This window comes from Exiguobacterium sp. HVEsp1 (assembly GCF_002009685.1).
GTDB classification, from domain to species: domain Bacteria; phylum Bacillota; class Bacilli; order Exiguobacteriales; family Exiguobacteriaceae; genus Exiguobacterium; species Exiguobacterium profundum.
In genome coordinates this window covers 2,263,304-2,285,157 of the sequence record NZ_KV917367.1, presented here as the reverse complement: position 1 = coordinate 2,285,157, position 21,854 = coordinate 2,263,304, and the positions used below count along the sequence as shown (strand labels likewise).

At 51.1% G+C, this 21,854-nt stretch carries 18 protein-coding genes and 1 pseudogene; 15 read left to right on the top strand and 4 right to left on the bottom strand.

Going from position 1 to position 21,854, the window contains the following annotated elements:
* From BV910_RS11735 to BV910_RS11690, 10 genes are all read left to right on the top strand, one after another.
* Nucleotides 1-1,966 (top strand): CgeB family protein (locus BV910_RS11735; RefSeq protein ID WP_240499850.1); only part of this gene is annotated, 1,966 nt, incomplete at its 5' end.
* On the top strand, nucleotides 1,963-4,146 hold the full coding sequence (locus tag BV910_RS11730; RefSeq protein ID WP_078147454.1) for a glycosyltransferase: 2,184 nt from the start codon (nucleotides 1,963-1,965) through the stop codon (nucleotides 4,144-4,146). The genes BV910_RS11735 and BV910_RS11730, both read left to right, overlap by 4 nt.
* Before the next feature lie 127 nt (nucleotides 4,147-4,273).
* Nucleotides 4,274-5,563, top strand: a complete 1,290-nt coding sequence (locus tag BV910_RS11725; protein WP_012727111.1) for a nucleotide sugar dehydrogenase — start codon at nucleotides 4,274-4,276, stop codon at nucleotides 5,561-5,563.
* A 15-nt stretch (nucleotides 5,564-5,578) separates the two neighbouring features.
* Entirely contained in the window at nucleotides 5,579-6,376 is a 798-nt protein-coding gene (locus BV910_RS11720; protein ID WP_012727110.1) for an ABC transporter permease, read from the top strand.
* A 10-nt stretch (nucleotides 6,377-6,386) separates the two neighbouring features.
* Complete coding sequence (gene tagH / locus BV910_RS11715; protein ID WP_012727109.1) at nucleotides 6,387-7,274, top strand: teichoic acids export ABC transporter ATP-binding subunit TagH; 888 nt, start codon at nucleotides 6,387-6,389, stop codon at nucleotides 7,272-7,274.
* Between the two features lie 49 nt (nucleotides 7,275-7,323).
* Entirely contained in the window at nucleotides 7,324-8,424 is a 1,101-nt protein-coding gene (gene wecB / locus BV910_RS11710) for a non-hydrolyzing UDP-N-acetylglucosamine 2-epimerase (protein ID WP_012727108.1), read from the top strand.
* An 81-nt stretch (nucleotides 8,425-8,505) separates the two neighbouring features.
* Entirely contained in the window at nucleotides 8,506-8,982 is a 477-nt protein-coding gene (locus BV910_RS11705; RefSeq protein WP_012727107.1) for a hypothetical protein, read from the top strand.
* A 37-nt stretch (nucleotides 8,983-9,019) separates the two neighbouring features.
* Nucleotides 9,020-10,450, top strand: coding sequence for an MBOAT family O-acyltransferase (locus BV910_RS11700; protein ID WP_078147452.1), 1,431 nt, complete (start codon nucleotides 9,020-9,022; stop codon nucleotides 10,448-10,450).
* A 12-nt stretch (nucleotides 10,451-10,462) separates the two neighbouring features.
* Nucleotides 10,463-11,683 carry a DHHW family protein gene (locus BV910_RS11695; protein WP_078147451.1) on the top strand — a complete coding sequence of 407 codons (1,221 nt, stop codon included), beginning with the start codon at nucleotides 10,463-10,465 and terminating at the stop codon, nucleotides 11,681-11,683.
* Nucleotides 11,684-11,719: 36 nt separating this feature from the next.
* The gene (locus tag BV910_RS11690; protein WP_078147450.1) at nucleotides 11,720-13,033 is read left to right on the top strand and encodes a glycosyltransferase family 4 protein; all 1,314 of its coding nucleotides are present in this window, start codon (nucleotides 11,720-11,722) and stop codon (nucleotides 13,031-13,033) included.
* A gap of 166 nt (nucleotides 13,034-13,199) precedes the next feature.
* On the opposite strand, the gene BV910_RS11685 is transcribed toward BV910_RS11690, so the two are convergent.
* On the bottom strand, nucleotides 13,200-13,493 hold the full coding sequence (locus BV910_RS11685) for a hypothetical protein (RefSeq protein ID WP_012727102.1): 294 nt from the start codon (nucleotides 13,491-13,493) through the stop codon (nucleotides 13,200-13,202).
* Between the two features lie 186 nt (nucleotides 13,494-13,679).
* Here BV910_RS11685 and BV910_RS11680 point away from each other — a divergent pair, with 186 nt between their 5' ends.
* From BV910_RS11680 to BV910_RS11665, 5 genes and pseudogenes are all read left to right on the top strand, one after another.
* Nucleotides 13,680-14,174 (top strand): YdcF family protein, encoded by a 495-nt coding sequence (locus BV910_RS11680; RefSeq protein ID WP_078147449.1) that lies wholly within the window; start codon nucleotides 13,680-13,682, stop codon nucleotides 14,172-14,174.
* 117 nt (nucleotides 14,175-14,291) lie between these two features.
* Nucleotides 14,292-14,357, top strand: a pseudogene (locus tag BV910_RS15065) (zinc-ribbon domain-containing protein); the annotation flags it as partial.
* Nucleotides 14,358-14,369: 12 nt separating this feature from the next.
* Nucleotides 14,370-15,656: a TcaA 3rd/4th domain-containing protein gene (locus BV910_RS11675; RefSeq protein WP_078147448.1), complete on the top strand. Its 1,287-nt coding sequence runs from the start codon at nucleotides 14,370-14,372 to the stop codon at nucleotides 15,654-15,656.
* An 11-nt stretch (nucleotides 15,657-15,667) separates the two neighbouring features.
* Nucleotides 15,668-16,093: a zinc ribbon domain-containing protein gene (locus tag BV910_RS11670; protein WP_168169859.1), complete on the top strand. Its 426-nt coding sequence runs from the start codon at nucleotides 15,668-15,670 to the stop codon at nucleotides 16,091-16,093.
* Nucleotides 16,090-17,787, top strand: a complete 1,698-nt coding sequence (locus BV910_RS11665; RefSeq protein WP_078147446.1) for a zinc ribbon domain-containing protein — start codon at nucleotides 16,090-16,092, stop codon at nucleotides 17,785-17,787. The genes BV910_RS11670 and BV910_RS11665 overlap by 4 nt, the downstream gene beginning before the upstream one ends.
* 39 nt (nucleotides 17,788-17,826) lie before the next feature.
* Here the strand turns inward: BV910_RS11665 and BV910_RS11660 are convergent, their stop codons facing one another.
* The 3 genes from BV910_RS11660 to chrA form a co-directional block, all read right to left on the bottom strand.
* Complete coding sequence (locus tag BV910_RS11660; protein WP_078147445.1) at nucleotides 17,827-18,567, bottom strand: zinc ribbon domain-containing protein; 741 nt, start codon at nucleotides 18,565-18,567, stop codon at nucleotides 17,827-17,829.
* 113 nt (nucleotides 18,568-18,680) lie between these two features.
* On the bottom strand, nucleotides 18,681-20,516 hold the full coding sequence (locus BV910_RS11655; RefSeq protein ID WP_078147444.1) for an acyltransferase family protein: 1,836 nt from the start codon (nucleotides 20,514-20,516) through the stop codon (nucleotides 18,681-18,683).
* Between the two features lie 152 nt (nucleotides 20,517-20,668).
* Nucleotides 20,669-21,853 (bottom strand): chromate efflux transporter, encoded by a 1,185-nt coding sequence (gene chrA / locus BV910_RS11650; protein ID WP_078147443.1) that lies wholly within the window; start codon nucleotides 21,851-21,853, stop codon nucleotides 20,669-20,671.
* Nucleotide 21,854: the final 1 nt, after the last annotated feature.

The following is a 21,854-nucleotide window of genomic DNA, read 5'->3' as shown; positions in this document are numbered from 1 at the left end:
TGCCGAGATGAACAACAGCTTCAAACTGCTCCCGACAGAGTTCCCGTATGAAGTGAAGGCGAACAGTCGTTACCGTGTCACGCTCGACGGTGTGGCCGATGAAGGGGCGAACGTCGTCCTCTACATTATCGCCTACTCGGCGACGGAGCGTCAGATCATGCAACAGGTTCAAATCGGAAGCGAGAAAGTCTTCTATTTTGACCGAGGCATCCGCTTCCTTCGTTTCGCCCTACGTGTCGACGGTGTCGGAGAGGCTCGGGTCGACCGCATCCGTGTCGCGGAAGAACTCGTCAGCGACGGTACAGAAAACCCGACGTGGATGGACGTGCGCGAGGCGCGCTTCTTCGCACCGGTCCCGCGTGAGCTTCATGAACTGAAAGTCGCGGCCATCTTCGATGAGTTCACGATGGCATCCTACAAACCAGAGTGCCAGCTCATCACGTTCACACCGGACAACTGGAAGACGGTGCTCCTCGATGAGCAACCGGACGTTCTCGTCGTCGAATCGGCGTGGAAAGGGAACGCCGGCGCCTGGGAGAAGAAAATCGTCAAATATGGCACGAACACGTGGGAAGAGCTCGACGCGCTTCTCGCTTGGTGCCGTTATCACAATATCCCGACCGTCTTCTGGAACAAAGAAGACCCGATTCACTACGACCGTTTCATCGAGACGGCGAAGCGATTCGACTATGTGTATACGACCGACATGAACCGCGTCCCGAATTATAAAGAAGATTGTGGTCATGACCGGGTCGATGCGTTACCGTTCGCGGCCCAGCCGAAAGAGCATAACCCGATCCGCTTACCGGGGACGCGTGAGCCGTACGCGTGTTTCGCCGGTTCGTATTATGCGAACCGTCACGAATCGCGTAAAGCCGACATGGACCGCTTGTTCGCGGCGGCGGATAAGTACGGTCTTGCCATTTACGACCGCAACTATGCGATCAACCAACGCGGGGAGAGCGACCAGCTCCAATTCCCGGAACAGTTCCGTCACGCCATTCGCGGCAGTTTGAAGTACAACCAGATTGCCAAGGCGTATAAAGGGTATAAAGTCATGTTGAACGTCAACTCGGTCAACGATTCACCAACGATGTTCTCACGTCGTGTCTTCGAAGGACTCGCCTGCGCGACACCGGTCGTCAGCACCCGTTCGGTCGGGGTCGACGCCATGCTTGGCGATTACGTTTTCCTCGACGATGGGGAGTCAGACTTAGATGAGACGTTCCGCCGCTTGATGACGGATGACTCGTTCTATGAGGACATCGCGATGCGTGGGATGCGCCACGTGTTGACGTATCACACGTACACGCAACGTCTGGCGAAGATCGTCCAAGACGTCGGTATCCCGTACCGCGTCGACCACGAGAAGATTGCCGTCGTCGCCTTCATCAAGTCGCGCGAAGAGGCAGAACGCGTCGTCGCCCAGTTCGAGGCACAGAACTATGAGCATAAACACCTCATGATGTTCCTCGATAAGTTCGAGGATCACATCGACGTGTACAACACGTACAACACGCCATCGATCTCGACGTATATGCGCAGCTACTTGACGCACTATACCTCGTTCACAGAGATGGTCGAGTCGTACGATTGGGTCGCCCATTTGAAGTCGGACGATTATTACGGTCCGAACTACTTGAGCGATTATCTGCTCGCGGCACGCTATGCGGAAGCGGATGTCCTCACGAAAGAGGATTACTATGCGTATGACGGCAAGCTCGTCAAACAGGACCATGACGAGTCGTATCGTTATGTGTTTGACGCGACACCGTCCCGCTCGATCGTGCAGCCGTCGGCACTCCGCTTCTATACGGTCGAGGAGGCGCTCCACATCTTTGAAGCGGACGAGAGTTTGAACGAACTCGCTCGTTCCGGCAAACGCATCTTCAGTGTCGACCCGTATCAATATGTGAAAGCCGGTGCCGCCATGGATGAAGCGGACCGTCAGGAGGTAACGTTATGACGAAGCAACCGCTACGGATCCTCGTATACGGGGACGTCAATTTGAACTTGATCGACGGCTCGGCCATCTGGCTCACGTCGGTCGTGCATATGTTGAACCAGGACCCGAACATCGAGGTCGACGTGCTCTTGAAGCGCTCGATCGTGAAACCAGAAGTGACGGCGTCGATCAAACAGCTCGACCGCGTCCGCTTCATCGACGTCTTCACGGAAGACTCGACGAAGAAAGACGAGCCGTACTATGAGAAGAAGGTGCTCCAGCCGGAAGAGGCGGCCCAACTCATCCACGAGCTCGTCGAGACGAAACAGTATGACATGACGTTCATCCGTGGGTTCCAGCTCGCCTATGCGCTCTCCGACTATGAACATACGATGAAAAAGACGTGGACTTATCTCACGGATTTCACGCATGATTCATCGGCCGCGTCACAGGAAGAGTTGGCACGGTTGAAGAAGATCGCGGACCGCTCGGCGCGCATGCTCTGTCAGACGGCGGAGATGAAGGCGTACTTCGAGACGTTTTTACAGACGCCGAAGCCGTTCCTCATCTTGAACCCGATGATTCCGAACATGCGCGAGGCGACACCGACGTTCAAGCGTCAGGCGAAACGTCTCGTCTATACAGGAAAGTTCGCGCCGCTCTGGTACTCGGCTGAAATTCTCGACGCGCTCGAGAAGGTACGGGTCCGGATGCCGGACGTCGAGTTGAAGGTGGCGGGGGACAAGTTCAACCAAGACCCGAACAACCCGAACTTCCGTAAAGAAGTGACACATCGTCTCCAGACGGACGAAGGGGTCCACTGGTTGAAAGGCATCCCGCGTGCGGACGTCGAGACGCTCATCGAAGAGAGCGACATCGGTATCTCGTGGCGCCACCCGGACCTTGACGACAGCCTCGAGTTGTCGACGAAGCTCCTCGAATATGGGGCGCTCGGGAAGCCGGTCCTTCTCAACCGCAACAAGATGCACGAAATGTTGCTCGGGTCGAGCTACCCGCTCTTCGTCAACTCGGAAGATGAGTTCATCGAAAAGGTCGAGCTCGCCTTCACACATCCGGCCATCTACAAGGATGCGGCGGAACGTCTCTACAATATGGCGAAAAACTACACGTTCGCCAGCACGTTCGAACGCCTCCGTGATGCGGTTTGGGAGATGCAGAAGACGACGATTCTCTTCGCCGGTCACGACTTGAAGTTCATCCGTATGTTCATGGAACGCTTTGAGGCCGACCCGAGCTACCGGGTCCTCATCGACCAGTGGGACGGACATAAGATTCATGATGTGAATCACAGTAAGGCGTGTCTCGCGCAAGCAGACGTCATTTTCTGTGAATGGGGCCTCGGCAACGCCGTCTGGTACTCGCAACACAAGTTGCCGCATCAGCGTCTCATCGTCCGAATTCACCGTCAGGAGAAAGAGACACCATTTCCACGGGAATATGCGCTCGACAACATCGACCGTATCATCCTCGTCTCACCGTATATGTTAGAAGAGATGCATCGTCTCTTCGGGATCCCGCGTCACCAGATGACGGTCATCTACAACGCCGTCGATGCGGACAAGCTCGACAAACCGAAACAAGTGGACGATTTGACGTTCCGTCTCGGTATGATCGGCATGAACCCGAAACTGAAGCGTCCCGACCTCGCGCTCGACGTCCTCGAAGAGCTGCTGAAGACGGACAAACGGTACCAGCTCCACTTCAAAGGGCACCATCCAAAAGATGTCTATTGGATCGGGAAGCGGGAAGAGGAGAGCGCGTACTACGAGGCGTTACTGAAACGCATCGAGGAGTCGGACCTTCGTGACCACGTCCATTTCGATGGACACGGTAATGACGTCGACACATGGCTCCAATCGATTGGATTCGTCTTCTCGACGAGTGACTTGGAAAGTTTCCATCTCGCACCGGCCGAAGCGATGGCCGCAGGGTCTTATCCGCTCATCCGCCACTGGACGGGCGCGGAGACGATTTACCCAGACGAACTGCTCGTCACGGATACGATGGAATTTGTCGACACGATCCTTTCTTATAAAGAAGAGAACGAGAAGCTGATGACGGACGCAAAAGCCTATCAGGCGTATGCCCGTAAACATTTCGCGCTCGATCGTCTCTATCGAGAGATGGAACAAATCATTTCAGGTAAAACACACGAACAATTTTCGACGACATTGTCATGAAAATGTAATTGCACCGAAGAATTGTTCAAGAGTATAATGAGTATTGTTTTATTATCGAATGTGAAATAAAATGATGGACAATGCGCTATTTAAAAAGCGCGTCAAAACATTTGGAGGTTACCACACAATGAAAGTATGTACAGTAGGTCTTGGATATATCGGATTACCGACATCGGCTGTCTTTGCGAACTATGGCGTCGACGTCGTCGGAGTCGATATTTCACAACATGTTGTTGATAAATTGAACCGTGGAGAGATCCACATTGAAGAGCCAGGTCTCGGCGAAATGGTCGCAGACGTCGTGGCAAAAGGGAAGTTCCGTGCATCACTCTCACCAGAGAAAGCAGATGCCTTCATCATCGCGGTGCCAACACCGAACAACGACGACGAGCACAAATCATGTGACTTGACGTACGTCTTGGATGCGACACGCAAAGTGTTGCCATTCGTTGAAAAAGGCAACGTCATCATCGTTGAGTCGACAATCGCACCACGTACGATGGACGACTTCGTCAAACCACTCGTCGAGGAAGCTGGATTCACTGTCGGTGAAGACATCTATCTCGTACACTGCCCAGAGCGCGTATTGCCTGGACAAATCCTTCATGAGCTCGTGCACAACAACCGCATCGTCGGTGGAATCACGACAGAATGTGCAGAAGCAGGCGCACGCGTCTACGGTACATTCGTTGAAGGTGAAATCGTGAAAACGGATGCGAAGACGGCAGAAATGTCGAAACTCATGGAAAACACGTTCCGTGACGTTAACATCGCACTCGCGAACGAACTCGCAAAAGTATGTAACGACTTGGACATCAACGTTCTTGACGTCATCGAGATGGCGAACAAGCACCCACGTGTCAACTTGCACAGCCCAGGCCCAGGTGTCGGTGGACACTGTCTCGCGGTCGACCCGTACTTCATCGTCGCGAAATCACCTGACCTCGCGAAAATCATCAACTTGTCACGTGAGACGAACGTCTCGATGCCACACTACGTTGCAGACAACGTTCAGAAGTTGACTGCTGGAATCGAAGACGCGAAAGTCGCGGTCTTTGGTGTGACATACAAAGGAAACGTCGACGACATGCGTGAAAGCCCAGCGGTTGAAATCGCTGAAATCTTGCTTGACCGTGGTGTGAACATCTCTGTTCACGACTCACACGTTGAAAAATCAACATCAAGCCGTTTCGAGCTCGTTTCAAAAGAAGAAGCACTCAAAGACGCGGACCTCGTCCTCGTATTGGTTGACCACAACGAGTTCAAAGTCCTCGACTTCGCAGAGCTCAAGTCAACGATGCGTCGTCCGATGATCTTCGACACACGTAACATCGTGAAACCAGAAGGTGAAGACGTAGCGGTCGTCAACTACGGCAACCTCTACAAATATACAAAGGAAACGAATCTCGTTCTTTGATTCAGGTGAATGAACATGTTTAAATCCGCGAAAGCTATTCTTTCAGAGCTAAAGTCGAGCTTGTACTTGATTTTCCGTCTCGCCACGTATGAGACGCGAAGCAACAACTCGATGCAGTACCTCGGATTTTTATGGGAGTTCGTGACACCGTTATTGCAGATTGGAGTTTACTGGTTCGTATTTGGATTTGGTATTCGAAGCGGCAGGCCGATTGATGGCGTGCCGTTTCTGCCATGGTTGGTCGCAGGGATTGTCGTCTGGTTCTTCATTGCCTCGGCGATCACCTCGACGGCCCGATCCGTCTATTCGAAAATCGGCATGGTCTCCAAAATGAGCTTCCCAATCTCGACGATTCCGGCATACGTCTTGCTCGCACTCTTCTACCGCCACGTGGCGCTAGTCGGTGTCTCGTTTATCTTGATGTGGGCATTCGGATTCCCGATGGGGCTACATTCGCTCTGGTTTATCTACTTGGCGTTCAGTGCGCTCGCACTACTGTACTCGCTCGCCTTGATTACGTCCGCGCTCACGACAATCGTGCGCGATCTTCAAAACCTTCTTCAGTCGATGATGCGGATGTTGATGTATTTGACACCGATTTTTTGGGTGCCGCCGGCGAAGCTCGCGAATATCCTACAAATCAATCCGCTCTATTATTTAGTCGAAGGATATCGGTCGATGTTCCTCGGAACCGACTGGTTGGCGACTAACTGGGCTTACGGTCTCTATTACTGGGCCATCGTCTTCGTTCTCTTCTTCGTCGGGTCGATGATTCATTTGCGTTTCCGTCGACACTTCATCGATTACATTTGAGGAGGACCTTATGTACCAGGTTAAATTTGAAAACGTATCGAAACGATATACGCTTTATAACAAGCAATCTGATAAGCTGAAGGAGATCTTCTTCAGTAAAGCAGGGGGCAAACAGTTTTACGCGCTCCGCAATGTCACGTTTGAAGTTCCACCCGGGGAAGTGGTCGGGATTATCGGGATCAACGGGTCAGGGAAGTCGACGATGTCGAACTTGCTGGCTGACGTGATGCCGCCGACGCACGGGAAAATCGAACTTCACGGAAAGACGGCGTTGATTGCGATCTCTTCTGGTTTGAACGGTAACTTGACGGGGCTCGAGAACATCGAGCTCAAAGGCTTGATGCTCGGGATGACGAAACAGGAGATTATCGACTTGACACCGGCCATCATTGAGTTCGCCGATATCGGCGACTTCATCAATCAGCCGGTCAAGACGTACTCGAGCGGGATGAAGTCCCGTCTCGGATTCGCCATCTCGATCAACGTCGACCCGGACATCCTCGTCATCGATGAGGCGCTCTCGGTCGGGGACCAAACGTTCACCGACAAGTGTCTCGCCAAGATGAACGAGTTCAAAGACCGTGGGAAGACGATCTTCTTCATCAGTCACTCGGTCTCACAAGTCCGCCAATTCTGTACGCTCGGCCTTTGGCTCGAGTTCGGAGAAGTGCGCGAATATGGACCGGTCGATGAAGTCGTTCGGGAGTACAATAAGTTTTTGAAATGGTTCCGCAACTTGTCTAAAGAGCAACAAGACTCGTTTAAAGCCGATAAGCTCAAACGTCGTACGACGGTCGTCGATGCAACAGAGCTCGGAGAGACGTATATCTTACCGCCTTTGACAGAAGAACAACTACAAACACGCCATTCGTCGGTCGCTGTATCGAACGAAGCGTGAGCAATTGGGAGGAGGAAGCACGGCGAAGTCAGACCGTGCGAAACGACCTATGAAAAAAGTCATGACCGTCTTTGGGACGCGACCAGAAGCCATCAAAATGGCACCACTCGTACTTGAGTTGAAAAAACGTGAAGGGGTAGAACCGATTGTCGTCGTGACAGCGCAGCACCGTCAAATGCTTGACCAAGTGCTCGAGTTGTTCGAAATCAAACCGGACTACGACCTCGACATCATGAAAGACAAGCAGACGCTTTACGATGTCACGTCACGTGTATTGAAAGGGATGGGCGAGGTCATCGCTGAAACGAAGCCAGATATCGTGTTGGTCCACGGGGACACAACGACGACATTCGCGGCATCACTCGCAGCCTTCTACAACCAAGTCGCAGTCGGTCACGTTGAGGCTGGCCTGCGCACACACAATAAATATTCACCATTCCCGGAAGAGATGAACCGCCAATTGACGGGTGTCATGGCCGACCTTCATTTCGCACCGACGGAAACGTCGCGTGACAACCTCCTTCGTGAAGGCAAGAATGAAGAGATGATCTTCGTCACAGGGAACACGGCAATCGACGCACTCAAAACGACAGTCCGTGACGACTATGCGAGCGAGTTGCTCGACAGCATCCGTTCACAAGGTCGTCGCCTCGTCATGTTGACAGCGCACCGTCGTGAGAACTTGGGTGAGCCGATGCGCAACATGTTCCGTGCGGTCCGTCGCTTGATCGAGAAGTATGATGACATCGAAGTCGTGTATCCGGTCCACATGAACCCGGTCGTTCGTGAACTCGCTAACGAGATTCTTCACGATGTCGAACGTGTCCACTTGATTGAACCGCTCGACGTCTTCGACTTCCACAACTATGCGGCGACGTCGCACTTGATCTTAACGGATTCAGGTGGCGTACAAGAAGAAGCACCATCTCTCGGTGTACCTGTCCTCGTCCTTCGTGACACGACAGAACGTCCAGAAGGTGTGGCTGCAGGAACGCTCAAACTCGCAGGGATCGAAGAAGAGAACATCTTCTCACTCGCGGATGAGCTCTTGTCTGACGAAACGGCATACAAAGCGATGTCACAAGCATCGAACCCGTACGGTGATGGTGAGGCGTCACGTCGAATCGTCGATGCTATCCTTGCCAACTAAATGAAAGCGAATAGAGTTGTTTTGTGCCCAGCACAGCAACTCTTTTCTGTATCATCATCCTAACGATTCGGAGGTGCTTGTATGTCAACGAAGCGAATTCGTCCGGCGATTTATCATTACTATCCGCGCGGACCGCATAAAAACCATATGTCGATGCGCGAAGAAGAATACAAGACAGAAGTCACATTTTTACCACAAGCGTTAACGGACTCGATTTACGTCCAATTGTTTGATTTGAAGTTTGAGATTCCACCGTCAAAAATCTTTTTGGCAGACGCCAAGATGGATGAAGGGGACGAGATGGAAATGAAGACTGCCGTTTATGTCGAAGGCGATCGCACCGTTCGATTTGAACTGTACGTCATGCAGTACTCAGATGAGGAGCGTCTTTCGAACAAACGTTTCTCGCTCACGTTGAATCCGGGGATGAATCCGATTGAAGAAGTCGTGAAACAGATGGAAGGCGCCAAGTATTTCAAGATGTCGTACAAATACATCGTCGAGACGCTTGACCCGATCACAGTACGATTCGATGACCTCTATGTAACGTTCCGCTGAACGGAGCAAGTCTTAAGGGAGAAAGGGACCATTCGGTATGTTATTTAGTTCCACGGTATTTCTATTTTATTTCTTGCCGGTCGTGCTGTTGTTGTACTTCGTGTCACCACGCTGGCTGAAGAATACGATTCTACTCGTTTCAAGTTTGTTCTTCTACGCATGGGGTGAACCACGTTTCGTCCTCATCATGCTCGCTTCAATCGTCATGAATTACTTCTTCGGCTTTATGGTCGATAAGTATCGGGACGATGCGAAGAAAATCAAATGGACGATGGCGCTCATGCTTCTCGGAAACCTCGGGATGCTTGGGGTCTTCAAGTATGCGAGTTTCTTCGTCGAGAACGTCAACTCGGTGTTCGGCTTCTCGCTGAATGACCCGGAGATCCCGCTACCACTCGGGATTTCATTCTTCACGTTCCAAGCGATGAGTTACGTCATCGATGTGTATCGGAACGATGGGCGTCTCCAGAAGAACTTGTTCGACTTGGCACTTTACGTCTCGTTCTTCCCGCAATTGATTGCCGGACCGATCGTCCGTTACCAAACGGTCGCAGATGAGATCGTGGACCGCCGTGAGACGATTGATGACTTTGTCTCTGGGATCCAACGTTTCGTCATCGGTCTAGGGAAGAAGATGATTTTGGCGAACAGTTGTGGTTATGTGGCCGACCAAGTGTTCAGTCAATCGGCGGGGGACCTGTCGACGACACTCGCCTGGATTGGAATCATCGCCTACTCGCTCCAAATTTATTTTGATTTCTCCGGTTATTCGGATATGGCCATCGGTCTTGGTCGGATGTTTGGGTTCCATTTCCTTGAGAACTTCAATTATCCGTATATTTCGAAATCGGTGTCTGAGTTTTGGCGTCGTTGGCACATCTCGCTCGGAAGTTGGTTCCGAGACTACGTGTACATCCCGCTCGGCGGGAATCGTCAAGGCCCATGGAAGACGTATCGCAACTTGACCATCGTCTGGTTATTGACTGGCGTATGGCACGGGGCGAGTTGGACATTTATCGCCTGGGGTCTCTATTACGGGATCTTCATCATGTTCGAACGGGCATTTCTCGGGAAATGGCTCGCTGCGTGGCCGGCATGGCTCGCGCATGTGTTCACATTATTCGTCGTCGTCATCGGTTGGGTATTCTTCCGTGCCGATAACTTCACGTACGCGATTGACTATCTGCAAGTCATGTTCGGCTTACACGGCGGTGAAGTGTTCGATCAAACGGCATACTTCTATCTCGTCCAATACGGAACGGTTCTTCTGTTGGCGATGATTGCTGCCACACCGCTTCCGAAGATGCTGGTCGCTCATTTCTTGCGCCACGAGGTGGACTCGGAACGTCCGGTTCTTGCCGCGAGCGCAGGTCTTGCCCGAGCAGCTTATATCTTGCTCATTTTCGGCATCTCGATTTCGTACGTCGTCTCGAGTACATTCAATCCGTTTATTTATTTCCGGTTCTAAGGAGGGCTGACAATGGAACAACAAACCAAAAGCGAACAAGTCCGTTCGAAAGGACGGCGCCTCTCTTGGGTGGTCAACAGTATCCTTTTGCTCGGCTTCCTTGGCACCATCTTTTATGGACTTGCCGTTTATGCCTTCGGTAACGAGCAGGAAAGCTCGGCCACCGAGGGGCGCATATTGACGAAGCGTCCTGAGCCATCCATCGAAACGATTTTAAATGGGTCGTACATGGAGGAGTTCGAGGCGTCGGCGAACGACCAGGTGTTTGAGCGAAACCTGTGGATTGAAACGCAGGCCTGGGTGCAACTGAACGTGTTGCAACAACAGATGAATAACGGCGTCATCAGCATCGATGGATTCTTGTACGGTCCGGATGCGAACGAAAGTCAGTATTCTTCGCTCGGTGTATTCTTCAAAGAGTTCAAAAAAGAGATGGATGATGCCGGCATCCCGTCTTACTTCGCCTCGGCACCGAGTAAGCCGGTCTATGCGACGCGACAAAACATCTTCCCGGCTTACATCGAGTCGGCGGATGCGGAGAATCGTGATGAGTTACATGAGCGGATCGAAGAGAACGGCATCCCGCTCATCGACTTGGAGGAGACGCTCGGTGACGAACCGGGCGAGGATATCTATTTCAAAACCGATCACCACTGGCGAGCAGAAGGGGCATTCCTCGCGTATGGTCAAATCATGGACCGTTTAAGCGAGCAGTTCCCGGATGCGCCGGTGTTGACCGCAGATGAGATAGACGTGAAGACGGTCGACGGGACGTTCTACGGGTCACATGCCCGGGAAATCTCGATGCCGTATGTCGAATCGGCGGACACGTTCACGTATCTCGAACCGAAAGACGGATTCACGACGACGGTCTGTCGAAACGGGGATGACTGTGGACATGGCGTCCTCGACAAAGACGTGTTGAACAACACGGACGACTTCACGAACTACTACAACTTGTTCATGGGTGACAACTACGCCCTCGCGAAAATCACGCAGGAGAATCCGAAAAATGACGATCATCTCCTCGTGTTGAAAGATTCTTATGCGAACCCGGTACTCGGCTACCTTGGCGAGTCGTTCGGGACGGTATCGGCAATCGACGTTCGCTATCTCGATGACTACGATGTCAGCATCGCGGAATATGCGGAAGAGAACGATGTCGATGCGGTTCTGTTCTTACACAATGACCGAATCACAGGACTCGGGTCGATGTATCAAGAAGGTCTGTGATCGAACGCGATTCCTTCGAAAAGGCAGGTGCGCTTCATGAACGTATTGCTACCGGTATTCTTCCACTCCGCGATGGGTGGGCTTCATCGACACATTCTCTCATCTGTGAAAGTGCTTATTCGAGAGGGTCATGAGGTGACCGTCGTCTGTAAGCCAGGTCCCTTTGCCAAAGAGGTAGAGGCGCTCGGTGGGCAGGTCATACGAACCGATTATTCCAATGAGGACGTCACCCGTGTGATCGATGTGGTAGTGACACAATCCTTCGATCTGGTGTATGCCCATCCGTTCGATTCACGACAGGTCGGCCTAGCGGTGGCAGAGACACACGGCATCCCGTTCGTCCTCGTCATCCATGGGATGTATTATGATGAGATTGAGCAGTATCATACGAGCGTCTCGCGAGTGATCGCCGTCTCGGAACGGATCGCGACCCATCTCGTGGAGCACTGTCCGGCCATCGAATCGAAGCTCATCGTCATTCCGAATGGAGTCGATGATGCATTCGTCCCGGATGTGACGAGCGTGTCGTCAGAGCGCGTGACGGGTCTATTCACCTCGCGACTAGATGCGGACAAACTGTTCATTTTAGATGTCTTTTTGGATGCGCTAGAAGACGAGCGGATCAAGTCTTTACCGATTGATTGGCTCATTGTCGGGGACGGGACACAACGGGAAAAATACGCATCACGTTATGAGGAAGCGCTTGAAGGGACCAGTCAGACGATGGACTGGCTTGGTTGGGTCGAGCAAGACGATTTACCCGAAGTGATGCGTCGTGCCGATTTCGTCATCGCCCCAGGGCGCTCTGCGCTAGAAGGGATGGCGGTCGGCAAACCGACCATCGCCGTCGGGAGCAAAAGTTATCAGGGGCTGGTCACACCTTCGACGTGGCAAGATATTGCGAGTACGAACTTTGGTGGCATCGGGACGAAATACGATGGATACACATCGGGTCGAATCGGTGATGCCATCCTCGAATTGATGGATGAGACGACGAGACGAGAGCTCGCACGTTTCTCGGCCGCACTCGTGGATGAACATTTCCGTGATGAAGCGGCGCAACGGCTTCTCCTTGATCTGCTCGAAGAGGTGAGACGAGAGGGACCTAAGGAAATCGATTTGGTGGCTCGTTATCCACACGTTCGTTACGACCAACTGCATGCCCGTCGCGCGAATCGGCTCTGTTCGTGGAAATTAGCGGATCGGGAGCAACGACTGGAAGCGATGCGCAATGAGCTCGAGGCGACTAAGCGACACCTTGATGAACTTCGTTCGATTCAATCGAATCAGTCTACCGAGATCAGTCAGTTACGATCAGCCCTTCAGCGATTGTCCGACGAAACCGAATAAACACAACAAGAAGGTTATAACGTGACGATTAAACGTGATCAGCAAGACCATTTGGTTGTTCTACGAGCGACATATCAAGGAATCAATCAGCCGATTCCAATCATCGTCAAATGATCGAAGCAATAAGAAAGAACGGAGTCGCAACTGTGCGACTCCGTTCTTTTGGTCAATGTGCTGTGAAGCGAGCTGGTCCAATCGAAGAGACGAGACGCGTCGCGGCACGCAAGCAATCCAGCTGTCTCGAATACACACGGCTCACATCGGAAAAGGCAGAGGGGAGATGGTCTGAGTCTAACGGACCTTGTCGCATATAGGGAGATTCCCCGGCGCCAAGCGGTGTCGGATGAATCACGAACTTATAGTGAGTCGGGTCGAGCTCGACAACCTCAATCTCTGCAAACAGTCGTGCATCGCGTGTATACAAGAAGCGGGTGGATAACCACTTATCTGAATCTGTCATGGTTCACCAGTCCTCCCTCAAGAAGTCTTACCTCCCTTATCATAAAACAATTTTTGGATATTTCAAATGTTATTTTCATATTTATGTAAATATACTTACTTGAAATTGTAAAAAAGAGCGGATTCGTGCAATCATTTCTTTGTTTGAGTAAAGTTAGGAAAGAACGTACGAAGGCGGGGTGACAACATGAGAAAAAATGCGACTGGAACATATCGGTTCCTCATCATCCTTGGGGCGAAAGTGAATGGGATACGACCATCCCGGGCGCTCCAACATCGAATTGACGTGGCTGCCGCCTATGCGAAGGCACATCCTCATGTCGAACTGATCGCAACAGGTGGACAGGGACCAGATGAAGGGATGGCGGAGGCGCGTGTCATTGAACGAGAACTGATGGCGCAAGGAATCGATGCTACGCGGATTCATGTGGAAGCGACATCGACGTCGACAATCGAGAACTTTGAGCATAGCCGTCCGTTTTGGGACGGAGCATCAGGTGTGACAATCGTGACGAATGACTTTCATGTGCCGCGGGCCCGTCTGATTGCGAGACTGTATTTTCAGCTCGAGAGCGATGCCCTTTATGCACCGACCCCACCGCTTGCGAAAGGGCGATATCTCATTCGTGAAGTATTGGCGTATGTGAAGCTGTTGGGACGTTATATATTCAATCGAACATGAACGAGGAGAGAGTGGAGACATCCACTCTTTTTCATTTACTTTTATTGTAAATATACAACGGGTGATGTGTACAAAATATGGTAAAATGATTCGTATTATGTTATCGAGAGGTGAATTATGAACTGTCCCAATTGTTCAAAAGAACTGAGTGCCACGCAACAGTTTTGCCCAAACTGCGGCACGAAGGTGGAGCCCATGGCTTCTGTAGAAGAAACGAAACCGACATCACCCGTTGAGACGAAGATGCCATCTTCCAAAAAACGAGTCGGAAAAGGGTTAATGATTACGGCATTCTCTTTATTATTGATCGCAGGTGCGACGTATTTTGGATTTTATCAATTCATGTATACCCCTGAAAAACAAATTGAACAGATTCGCGCAGCCGTCACAAGTGAGGATGCCAAGGCACTCGCCCCGCTATTGCGACTCAAAGAAGCAGACGTGACAGAGGCACAGGCGGCAGCCTTGTTGACAGGGCTGAGTCAAGCGGAATTGACGGAATCGACAGTGGACTATTTAGACCGGGCCAGTCGTTCCATCGGAGCATCGAATGAGGGCCTTCCGCTTCGGTTACGGGAGATCGGCAAATCGTACGGCGTATTCAAGCGATACGGTCTTGAGTTGATTCCTCAGACGATGTATGTGTCGAGTAACTTTGATGCCATCACGGTGTCATTGCCTGACCCATATGGAAAAGAAAAACTGGCTTCTGAAGGAGATCAAGTCGTCATTCGGGATGCGTTTCCAGGTATGGTCGAAGTCGCTGTGAAATATGATGGGCAATATGGACAAGATCAGGCGATCAAAACGTTCAATAGTTTGGAGTCGTCCAATTCTGATGAACCGTTCATGGTCGCATTCAAAGGATTGAGTGTCGAGCTAGATCAAACATACGATGACGCTCCGTTGATTGTGAATGGGGAAGACTCAGGCAAAACGATTGGAGAATGGAAGACATACGGACCCGTTCCGAAACAAGGCGTAACGTTGAGTACGTATATTGACATGCCATGGGGGACGGTGGAATCCAAACAGGTTCTCGTCAAACCGGGTAGTAAACCGGTCAAGTTTGACCCACAAGTGGATGGCGACACGATCGCATTTGCCGAGTCTATCATAACTAGGCATTCTGAAGAATGGGTCAATTTTATGAAGTATGAGGATTTAGATGAGTTTGAACTTGTCGAAGATCCGACTTATTTAGCTAAACAGAAAAAAACTTATGAATCGATGCAACAAAAAGATTTAGATTGGTCAGGATATTTAGATCAAGTAGAAATAATTAATCAAAGTGCTAAAATCACAAAATGGGAAAACTCTGATGCAATTGAGGTCGAGGCTGTTATTTCGATTGTAGGACAATTCTACGAAGATGGGGAATGGACCCCTGAAAGTGTAACGAAATCTCGCTTCCGATATACCATTGCTGAAATTTATGATGAAGGTGTATTTAACATTTTTGAAGTGACATATGTAGAATAGGAGAGATGGACATGACAATGTGGCAACAACAGTCTGCGCTATTAGATGCAGCGGAAAGTATCAAGGAGTTACAGACACGCATGGAAAAATCAAAGAAGGTTCGGGGACAACTACTTCTTGAGCTCGGACAACAACAGTATCGTCAATTGATGCAGCAAGGTCGTTCGGAAGAAGTGGCGCAGATCATGGAACAGGACGTCCTCATCTATGAGGCGAGTCGTCGCATCCGTGACATGCAGGAGGCGATGAAACCACATCGCTGTACATCGTGTGATGCACCGCTTGAGAAGGACGCAAAATTCTGTGGATCATGTGGCACACCGGTCCCGCAACCGGATGTTCGTCCGAAACAAGCATGCAATTCTTGTGGTTCCCCACAACCGCTTGATGCCTCGTACTGTGCATGCTGTGGAGGGAAGATGGAGGTGACCGCATGAGGTATTGTCACCAATGTGGTCATGCAAATGAAGACCACAATCAATATTGCGAACGGGACGGTGTCCAACTAGAAGGAACAGATACGACCTATCGATTCGATGTATCGACCGGTCAATTCTGCACGAGTTGTGGTACTGCCCGAGCGTCGCATGAACTGTACTGTCACGCATGCGGTCAAACGGCACTCGAGCCGTCGACGAGTGTCAATCGGATGGAGGAGTCCCTTCGTACGGTCGCCGCGACGGGGACACAAGTGATGTCTCAGTTGAGACGAGTAGCCGGTAACCGAGACGGTGCGACGAAGTTGTCCTTTTCAACTGAATCGCTCCGGTCATTGCGTGTCAATCAGACGGAAGTGGTGCGTGGAACGTTGTTCGGTCTAGGATTCTTACTCGTTCTTCTGTTGATTGCAGGGAGTTTGGTCGCCATGCTTCCGGCAGAGGCTATTCCATCACTTGCCGATGAACTCGAAATTAACATTTCGTCGTTTAATGCAACGATGTTCCTCGCTTTTCTCATCGGAGTGAAAGTATACTGGTCCGTCACGACAGAACAAGTGAATCAGTTTATCGCGAGTCTCGGTGCAGGGATTGGAGATTTCTTGCGAATCGAAGGGGCTGTGGATGCTCAATTTGGAAACTACTTTATGATGTATGGTGGAATATTCTTGATGATTGCCGTTGTGTATATCTTGATTCGACAGACATCGACGTTGAGCAGTGTGCTCAGTCGGATGGCGGGATTTATGGTGGCGGTTCTCGTCGGATACGGGTTGATTTACGCCTTCGCTTTTCATCCACCACTCTTTGAAGTCGCGTGGCTCAAAACCATTGCGGCGACGACGTTGATGCTTCTCTTTACACTCGGATTGGCTTATTTGATTTCGATGCCGTTCCAGGGAGAGTGGAAGATCGCGCAACAAGGCGTTCGGGCGTTATTGACGGTCACACTCGTATCGACGTTTGTCGGTATCGGTTACTTTGGTCTTCAACTCAGTAAAATCGATGAGGGAGAACGCCTCGATTTTGTCGACAGCGAAGAAATGATGTACTTGACCGGTCAAGCGGCGAGTATGAACTGGCAGACCATCGGACATGGAGGGGAGCAAGCACTCTCACTTCAATCTCCATTAGGTTCTTATGAAATTGGCATGTCGTTGTTTGGGGAGACCGCCCCAGAAAAAATTGCGAATTCAATTGAAACAGTCAGCGAAGGATTTGGTGGGGTAGAGGATGTCTTGTGGCAATCATTCTCCGATACCGAAGGACCGGCCAATTCAATTGGCAAGCCTGTCGATATGATGACCGTCTCACCAATGATTTTTGGGACGTTGACCGAAATGTATGAGGCGGATCTCGCAAATGATGAAACGCGTTCTGAAGCGTTGTACAAGGACGGTGTCTTCTCTTGGTTGTTGATATTATTAGTCTTGAATGTCGTGATTTATGCTATGTTCGCTAAGGGGTACATTCACTCATGGCAGGCAGGAATCTGGTTTGTGGCTCCTGCACTTATCACGTTCGTTGTCTGGCAATGGTTCTTGAATAACGGTATGTTCGTTGAGTTGAACGAGGTTCTGATTTTTGGTGTTGCCACGGACGGCCTGAGTATCGCAGGAACATTCATTGCGCTCGTCTTGATCACGCTCGGGGCACTCCTTGGTTGGGGAATGAAAAAACTGAATATCAACTAAACGAAACAAGCACGGACATTTTTCTGTCCGTGCTTGTTTTTAGTATTCTTCTTCCCGTGATAATTCATTGGAGCCAAGGTTTTTCACAATCTTCATTTCGCCATCCTCGTAGCGAATCGCATATGTCGTTTCGAATGTCGCTCTCACACTAGAATCATCTTCTTTGATGATGCGGTACGCTTCATTCGTGGTGACGGTCGCAGTTTCATTATCTTCGATCGAGTCACGATTTTCACCATTCACTTGAATGGAGATGACTTCCGTGTATAGATGGTCTTCTTTGATGCCTTTGGCAAAGAGGGTATTGTTCAAATAATCTAATGTCTGTGACTGGAACGTTGACCCCTCGGCAAGAAATGTTTCGACTTCAGACGTATCCGTTGAATAAGTCGCGCTCGTAAAGGCGTCGATAAAAGAATACATAAACCGGTCGATCTCATCATAGGAGACTGGTTCATAAAACACACCCGTTTCTGCTTCGGTATCCGGGAGAGCAGTTTCCTCTTCGACTTCAGAAGCTTCTTCCGACTCTTCTTCCTCCGTCGAAGCGGAGAACGATTGTTGTACGTCTTTTGCTGTCGTCGTCTCTTTTGAGGCAAGCGGTTCGTTCCATTCCGACCATAACCATACCCCTAATCCGATCACGGCCACAAGGGCGAGCGGGACGGTCCACTTCCAAAGGGGAAGTCGGGTCGATGACGTTTCGATTTTCGTGCCACATTGCGAACAGTGGGATTGCCCTCGCTTCAGAGTCGCTCCGCATGCTGTGCATTTATTCATAGTAATCACTCTTTCCATTTTTTAGTATTATTTTACCTCTTTCATAAGAGTTCTGAAATGAGGGATTATGTATTTGAGTCAATTAAAAACTAGGCTCTTGCACTCGCAAGAGCCTAGTTTGGTTGACAGCCGATTTCTTCGTTCAGTACGTGGCCAAACGCTTCGGCGCCCTTGATATTCAAATGGACCCCGTCACTTTCAAAGTACGCTTCTTTCCCGATTGACCGTTCATGCCAATCGATGAGGGACACGTTCTCGTGAAGTTCACTTGCCCGTGCGAGTTTTTCATTGACCTCACTTTCCCATGGACGCGGGACACGTGTGTTGATCAAATAGATCTCATCTGCTCGTTCGAACTGCTTGAGCAGCGTTTCGAGTTGCTCCATTTTGAAGGCACCGTTCGTTCCGAGATGGAGGAACACAACGTGCCCCGGAGCATTATACGATTGGTACTGTGAGGCAACTGGGATTGCATCACGAACTTGACGTCCGATTTGGGCGTCAATTTTCATATTCGGGAAGGCATCTGCCAAGTATTCGTTCAATCCGAGCATGACCGAGTCGCCAATCGCGAGAGCCGGTGGACATGTTCGTTCTTCTGGTTTTTCAGTTGGTGCTGTGTTCTCATCTGTCGGTTGATCTTCGGACGGAACATCCTCTGCCTCTTCGGATTCCGGTTCTTTCGGAACGTCCGGTGTGTCATCTTTTGGCATCGGTACTTTCACGACAGGAATCGCATCTTCGACCGGCTTCGACTCAGAGAACGCCAGGATGGTCAAATTCCCAACGAGAACGAGTGAGAGCGCGGTCGCACATGCCGTGGCGGCGAAGCGTGCGCTCGGGTGCGTCGGTGTCGAGACGAGCTGACGGAACGCATGTTTGAATCCATTTCGGCGAATCGGTGTCTCGACGAAACGATACGACAACTCGGCGATCAAAAGCGTCAACGCCACTTGTCCGACGGAAAGAAGTGGCGAGAACGTCCCGAGTCGGTCGAGCGGTGTCGACAGAATGATGACCGGATAGTGCCACAAGTAAATCCCATACGTCCGGGTGCCAATCACGCGAAGCCAAGCGCTTCCAAACAGTCGTGACCAAATGGTCGCCGGATGGGCGACAGCGGCAATCAATAGGGCGGATAGGAACGCGACGAGCAAGAAGCCTCCGTAATAGAGGAACACGTCGTAGGCGTTGACGGTTCGGATGATGCCGACGATGGCGATGAGCGAAATGGCGCCAGCCCCATTCAAAATGTGACGTCCGATCTTCGGAATCGTCTCTTTAAACGTGTCCGGGCGCCAACCGAACGCGAGGACGGCTCCCATAAGCAGACCGAACAAGCGTGTGTCGGTCCCGTAGTAGACGCGACTCGGGTCGGCTTCTGGTACATATCGGAATGCCATCCAGGCGGCGGAGACGAATAAAAGTGCAGCGAGTAGTTGGAGCAATCGCTTCCGGAACGCGAGACCGACGAGTAGGAGTAGCGGCCAGACCGCATAAAACTGTTCTTCGATTGAGAGAGACCATAGGTTTTGAAGCGGCGATGGCTTTCCGAAACTTTCGAAGTAGGAGACTTCGTGGAAGATATACCACCAGTTGTTCACATAGGCAAGTGCCGCCAGTGAATCCTGTCGCACCGTATCGAGCAAGGAGCGGTCAAACAGCGTCACATACGTCATCACGACAGACAGCATCAAGACGAGCGCCGGCAACAAACGACGGAAACGTGCGACATAGAATCTTTTCAAATCGATTGTGCCGGTCTTCGTCCATTCGCGAATCAAGATGCCGGTAATCAAGTAACCGGAAAGGACGAAGAAGACATCGACACCGAGGAATCCCCCGGATATGTAAGGTACATTTAAATGATATAAAATGACAGCCAAGACGGCGAACGTGCGCAAGCCGTCTAGACCAGGCATATACGTTGTATGCTTAAGTGGTTTCATGCCCCCACTTCCTTTCTAGTAAAGCGGACATTTCCCTTATTTTTCAATCCATTCTTCAGTATAACGAGCGTGGAGGAGGGAATGGTTTCAAAAGATTAACAATCAAATGACGTAAAATCCAATAAAAAAAGGGACACGAGGTCCCTTGCACCTTACATCAGATTAATCAACGTCCCACCGAGTACCCCGGCGATGACGAGTGCCCACGGGGGCAGTTTCCAATAGGCGATCATGACGAACAGGAAAGCGGCGAACACGAAGTCGACCGCAACGTTGACGGTACTCGTGAAGATTGGGCTGTAGAATGCCGCAATCAAAATCCCGACCACTGCTGCATTGACGCCGATAAGAGCGCCGGCGACTTTCGGGTTATGGCGGAGCGCATCCCAAAACGGAAGTGCCCCGAGGATGAGCAAGAAGGCCGGCAAGAAAATCGCGACCGTCGCCAGGATGCCACCCGGCACACCGTTAATGACCGTTCCGAGATAGGAAGCGAACGTGAAGAGCGGACCAGGAACGGCCTGAGCGGCACCGTATCCTGCAAGGAAAGCTTCTTCACTCAAGAAACCAGCTGGTACAAGTTCTCGTTCTAGTAGTGGCAAGACCACGTGTCCGCCGCCGAAGACGAGGGCACCGGCCCGGTAAAAGCTATCGAACAAGGCAATCGTCTGATTCTCAAACGTCTCCCGTAAAATCGGTAAGATGACGAGAAGTGCACCAAATATCGACAGCAAGACGGCTCCGAGTCGTTTCGAAATGGGGAACGCACTCGATTTCGCATCGAGATGGTCCGGCTTGAACAACAGGAATCCTGCGAGTGCCGCGAGGAGAATGAACAATACCTGACTGAACGTCGTCTGCCAGAGCAAGACGCCCGCCAAGGCGAAAAAGGCGATTGTTCGTGTCTTTGTATCAGGTGTCAGTTTACTCGCCATCCCTAAGATGGCATGGGCGACGATGGCGACCGCGACGACTTTCAAGCCGTAGAGCCAGCCTGCGTCGGACACGTCGAGCCCTGACAACAATAAAGCGAACAGGATGAGGGCAACGACCGATGGCGTCGTGAAGCCGATGAACGAGGTGATTCCACCTAATATACCGCCGCGGACGATCCCGATGCCAATCCCGACCTGTGAACTGGCCGGTCCAGGTAAGAATTGGCATAAGGCGACGAGGTCGGCATATGCTTTCTCATCCATCCATTTGCGTCGTCTCACATACTCCTCGTGGAAGTACCCGAGGTGGGCGACCGGCCCACCGAATGAGGTGAGACCGAGCCTCGTTGAAACGAATAAAATCTCTAGTAACGTCTTGAACGTCACGCGTTGTGTCGTCATG

Bases quoted from the DNA above. Each gene is read 5' to 3' on its own strand.
- tagH (WP_012727109.1), top strand. From the start codon at position 6,387: ATGTACCAGGTTAAATTTGAAAACGTATCGAAACGATATACGCTTTAT.
- BV910_RS11655 (WP_078147444.1), bottom strand. From the start codon at position 20,516: ATGAAACCACTTAAGCATACAACGTATATGCCTGGTCTAGACGGCTTG.
- chrA (WP_078147443.1), bottom strand. From the start codon at position 21,853: ATGACGACACAACGCGTGACGTTCAAGACGTTACTAGAGATTTTATTC.
- BV910_RS11690 (WP_078147450.1), top strand. From the start codon at position 11,720: ATGAACGTATTGCTACCGGTATTCTTCCACTCCGCGATGGGTGGGCTT.
- BV910_RS11685 (WP_012727102.1), bottom strand. From the start codon at position 13,493: ATGACAGATTCAGATAAGTGGTTATCCACCCGCTTCTTGTATACACGC.
- BV910_RS11665 (WP_078147446.1), top strand. From the start codon at position 16,090: ATGAGGTATTGTCACCAATGTGGTCATGCAAATGAAGACCACAATCAA.
- BV910_RS11675 (WP_078147448.1), top strand. From the start codon at position 14,370: ATGGCTTCTGTAGAAGAAACGAAACCGACATCACCCGTTGAGACGAAG.
- BV910_RS11720 (WP_012727110.1), top strand. From the start codon at position 5,579: ATGTTTAAATCCGCGAAAGCTATTCTTTCAGAGCTAAAGTCGAGCTTG.
- BV910_RS11695 (WP_078147451.1), top strand. From the start codon at position 10,463: ATGGAACAACAAACCAAAAGCGAACAAGTCCGTTCGAAAGGACGGCGC.
- BV910_RS11680 (WP_078147449.1), top strand. From the start codon at position 13,680: ATGAGAAAAAATGCGACTGGAACATATCGGTTCCTCATCATCCTTGGG.
- wecB (WP_012727108.1), top strand. From the start codon at position 7,324: ATGAAAAAAGTCATGACCGTCTTTGGGACGCGACCAGAAGCCATCAAA.
- BV910_RS11725 (WP_012727111.1), top strand. From the start codon at position 4,274: ATGAAAGTATGTACAGTAGGTCTTGGATATATCGGATTACCGACATCG.
- BV910_RS11700 (WP_078147452.1), top strand. From the start codon at position 9,020: ATGTTATTTAGTTCCACGGTATTTCTATTTTATTTCTTGCCGGTCGTG.
- BV910_RS11670 (WP_168169859.1), top strand. From the start codon at position 15,668: ATGACAATGTGGCAACAACAGTCTGCGCTATTAGATGCAGCGGAAAGT.
- BV910_RS11730 (WP_078147454.1), top strand. From the start codon at position 1,963: ATGACGAAGCAACCGCTACGGATCCTCGTATACGGGGACGTCAATTTG.
- BV910_RS11705 (WP_012727107.1), top strand. From the start codon at position 8,506: ATGTCAACGAAGCGAATTCGTCCGGCGATTTATCATTACTATCCGCGC.
- BV910_RS11660 (WP_078147445.1), bottom strand. From the start codon at position 18,567: ATGAATAAATGCACAGCATGCGGAGCGACTCTGAAGCGAGGGCAATCC.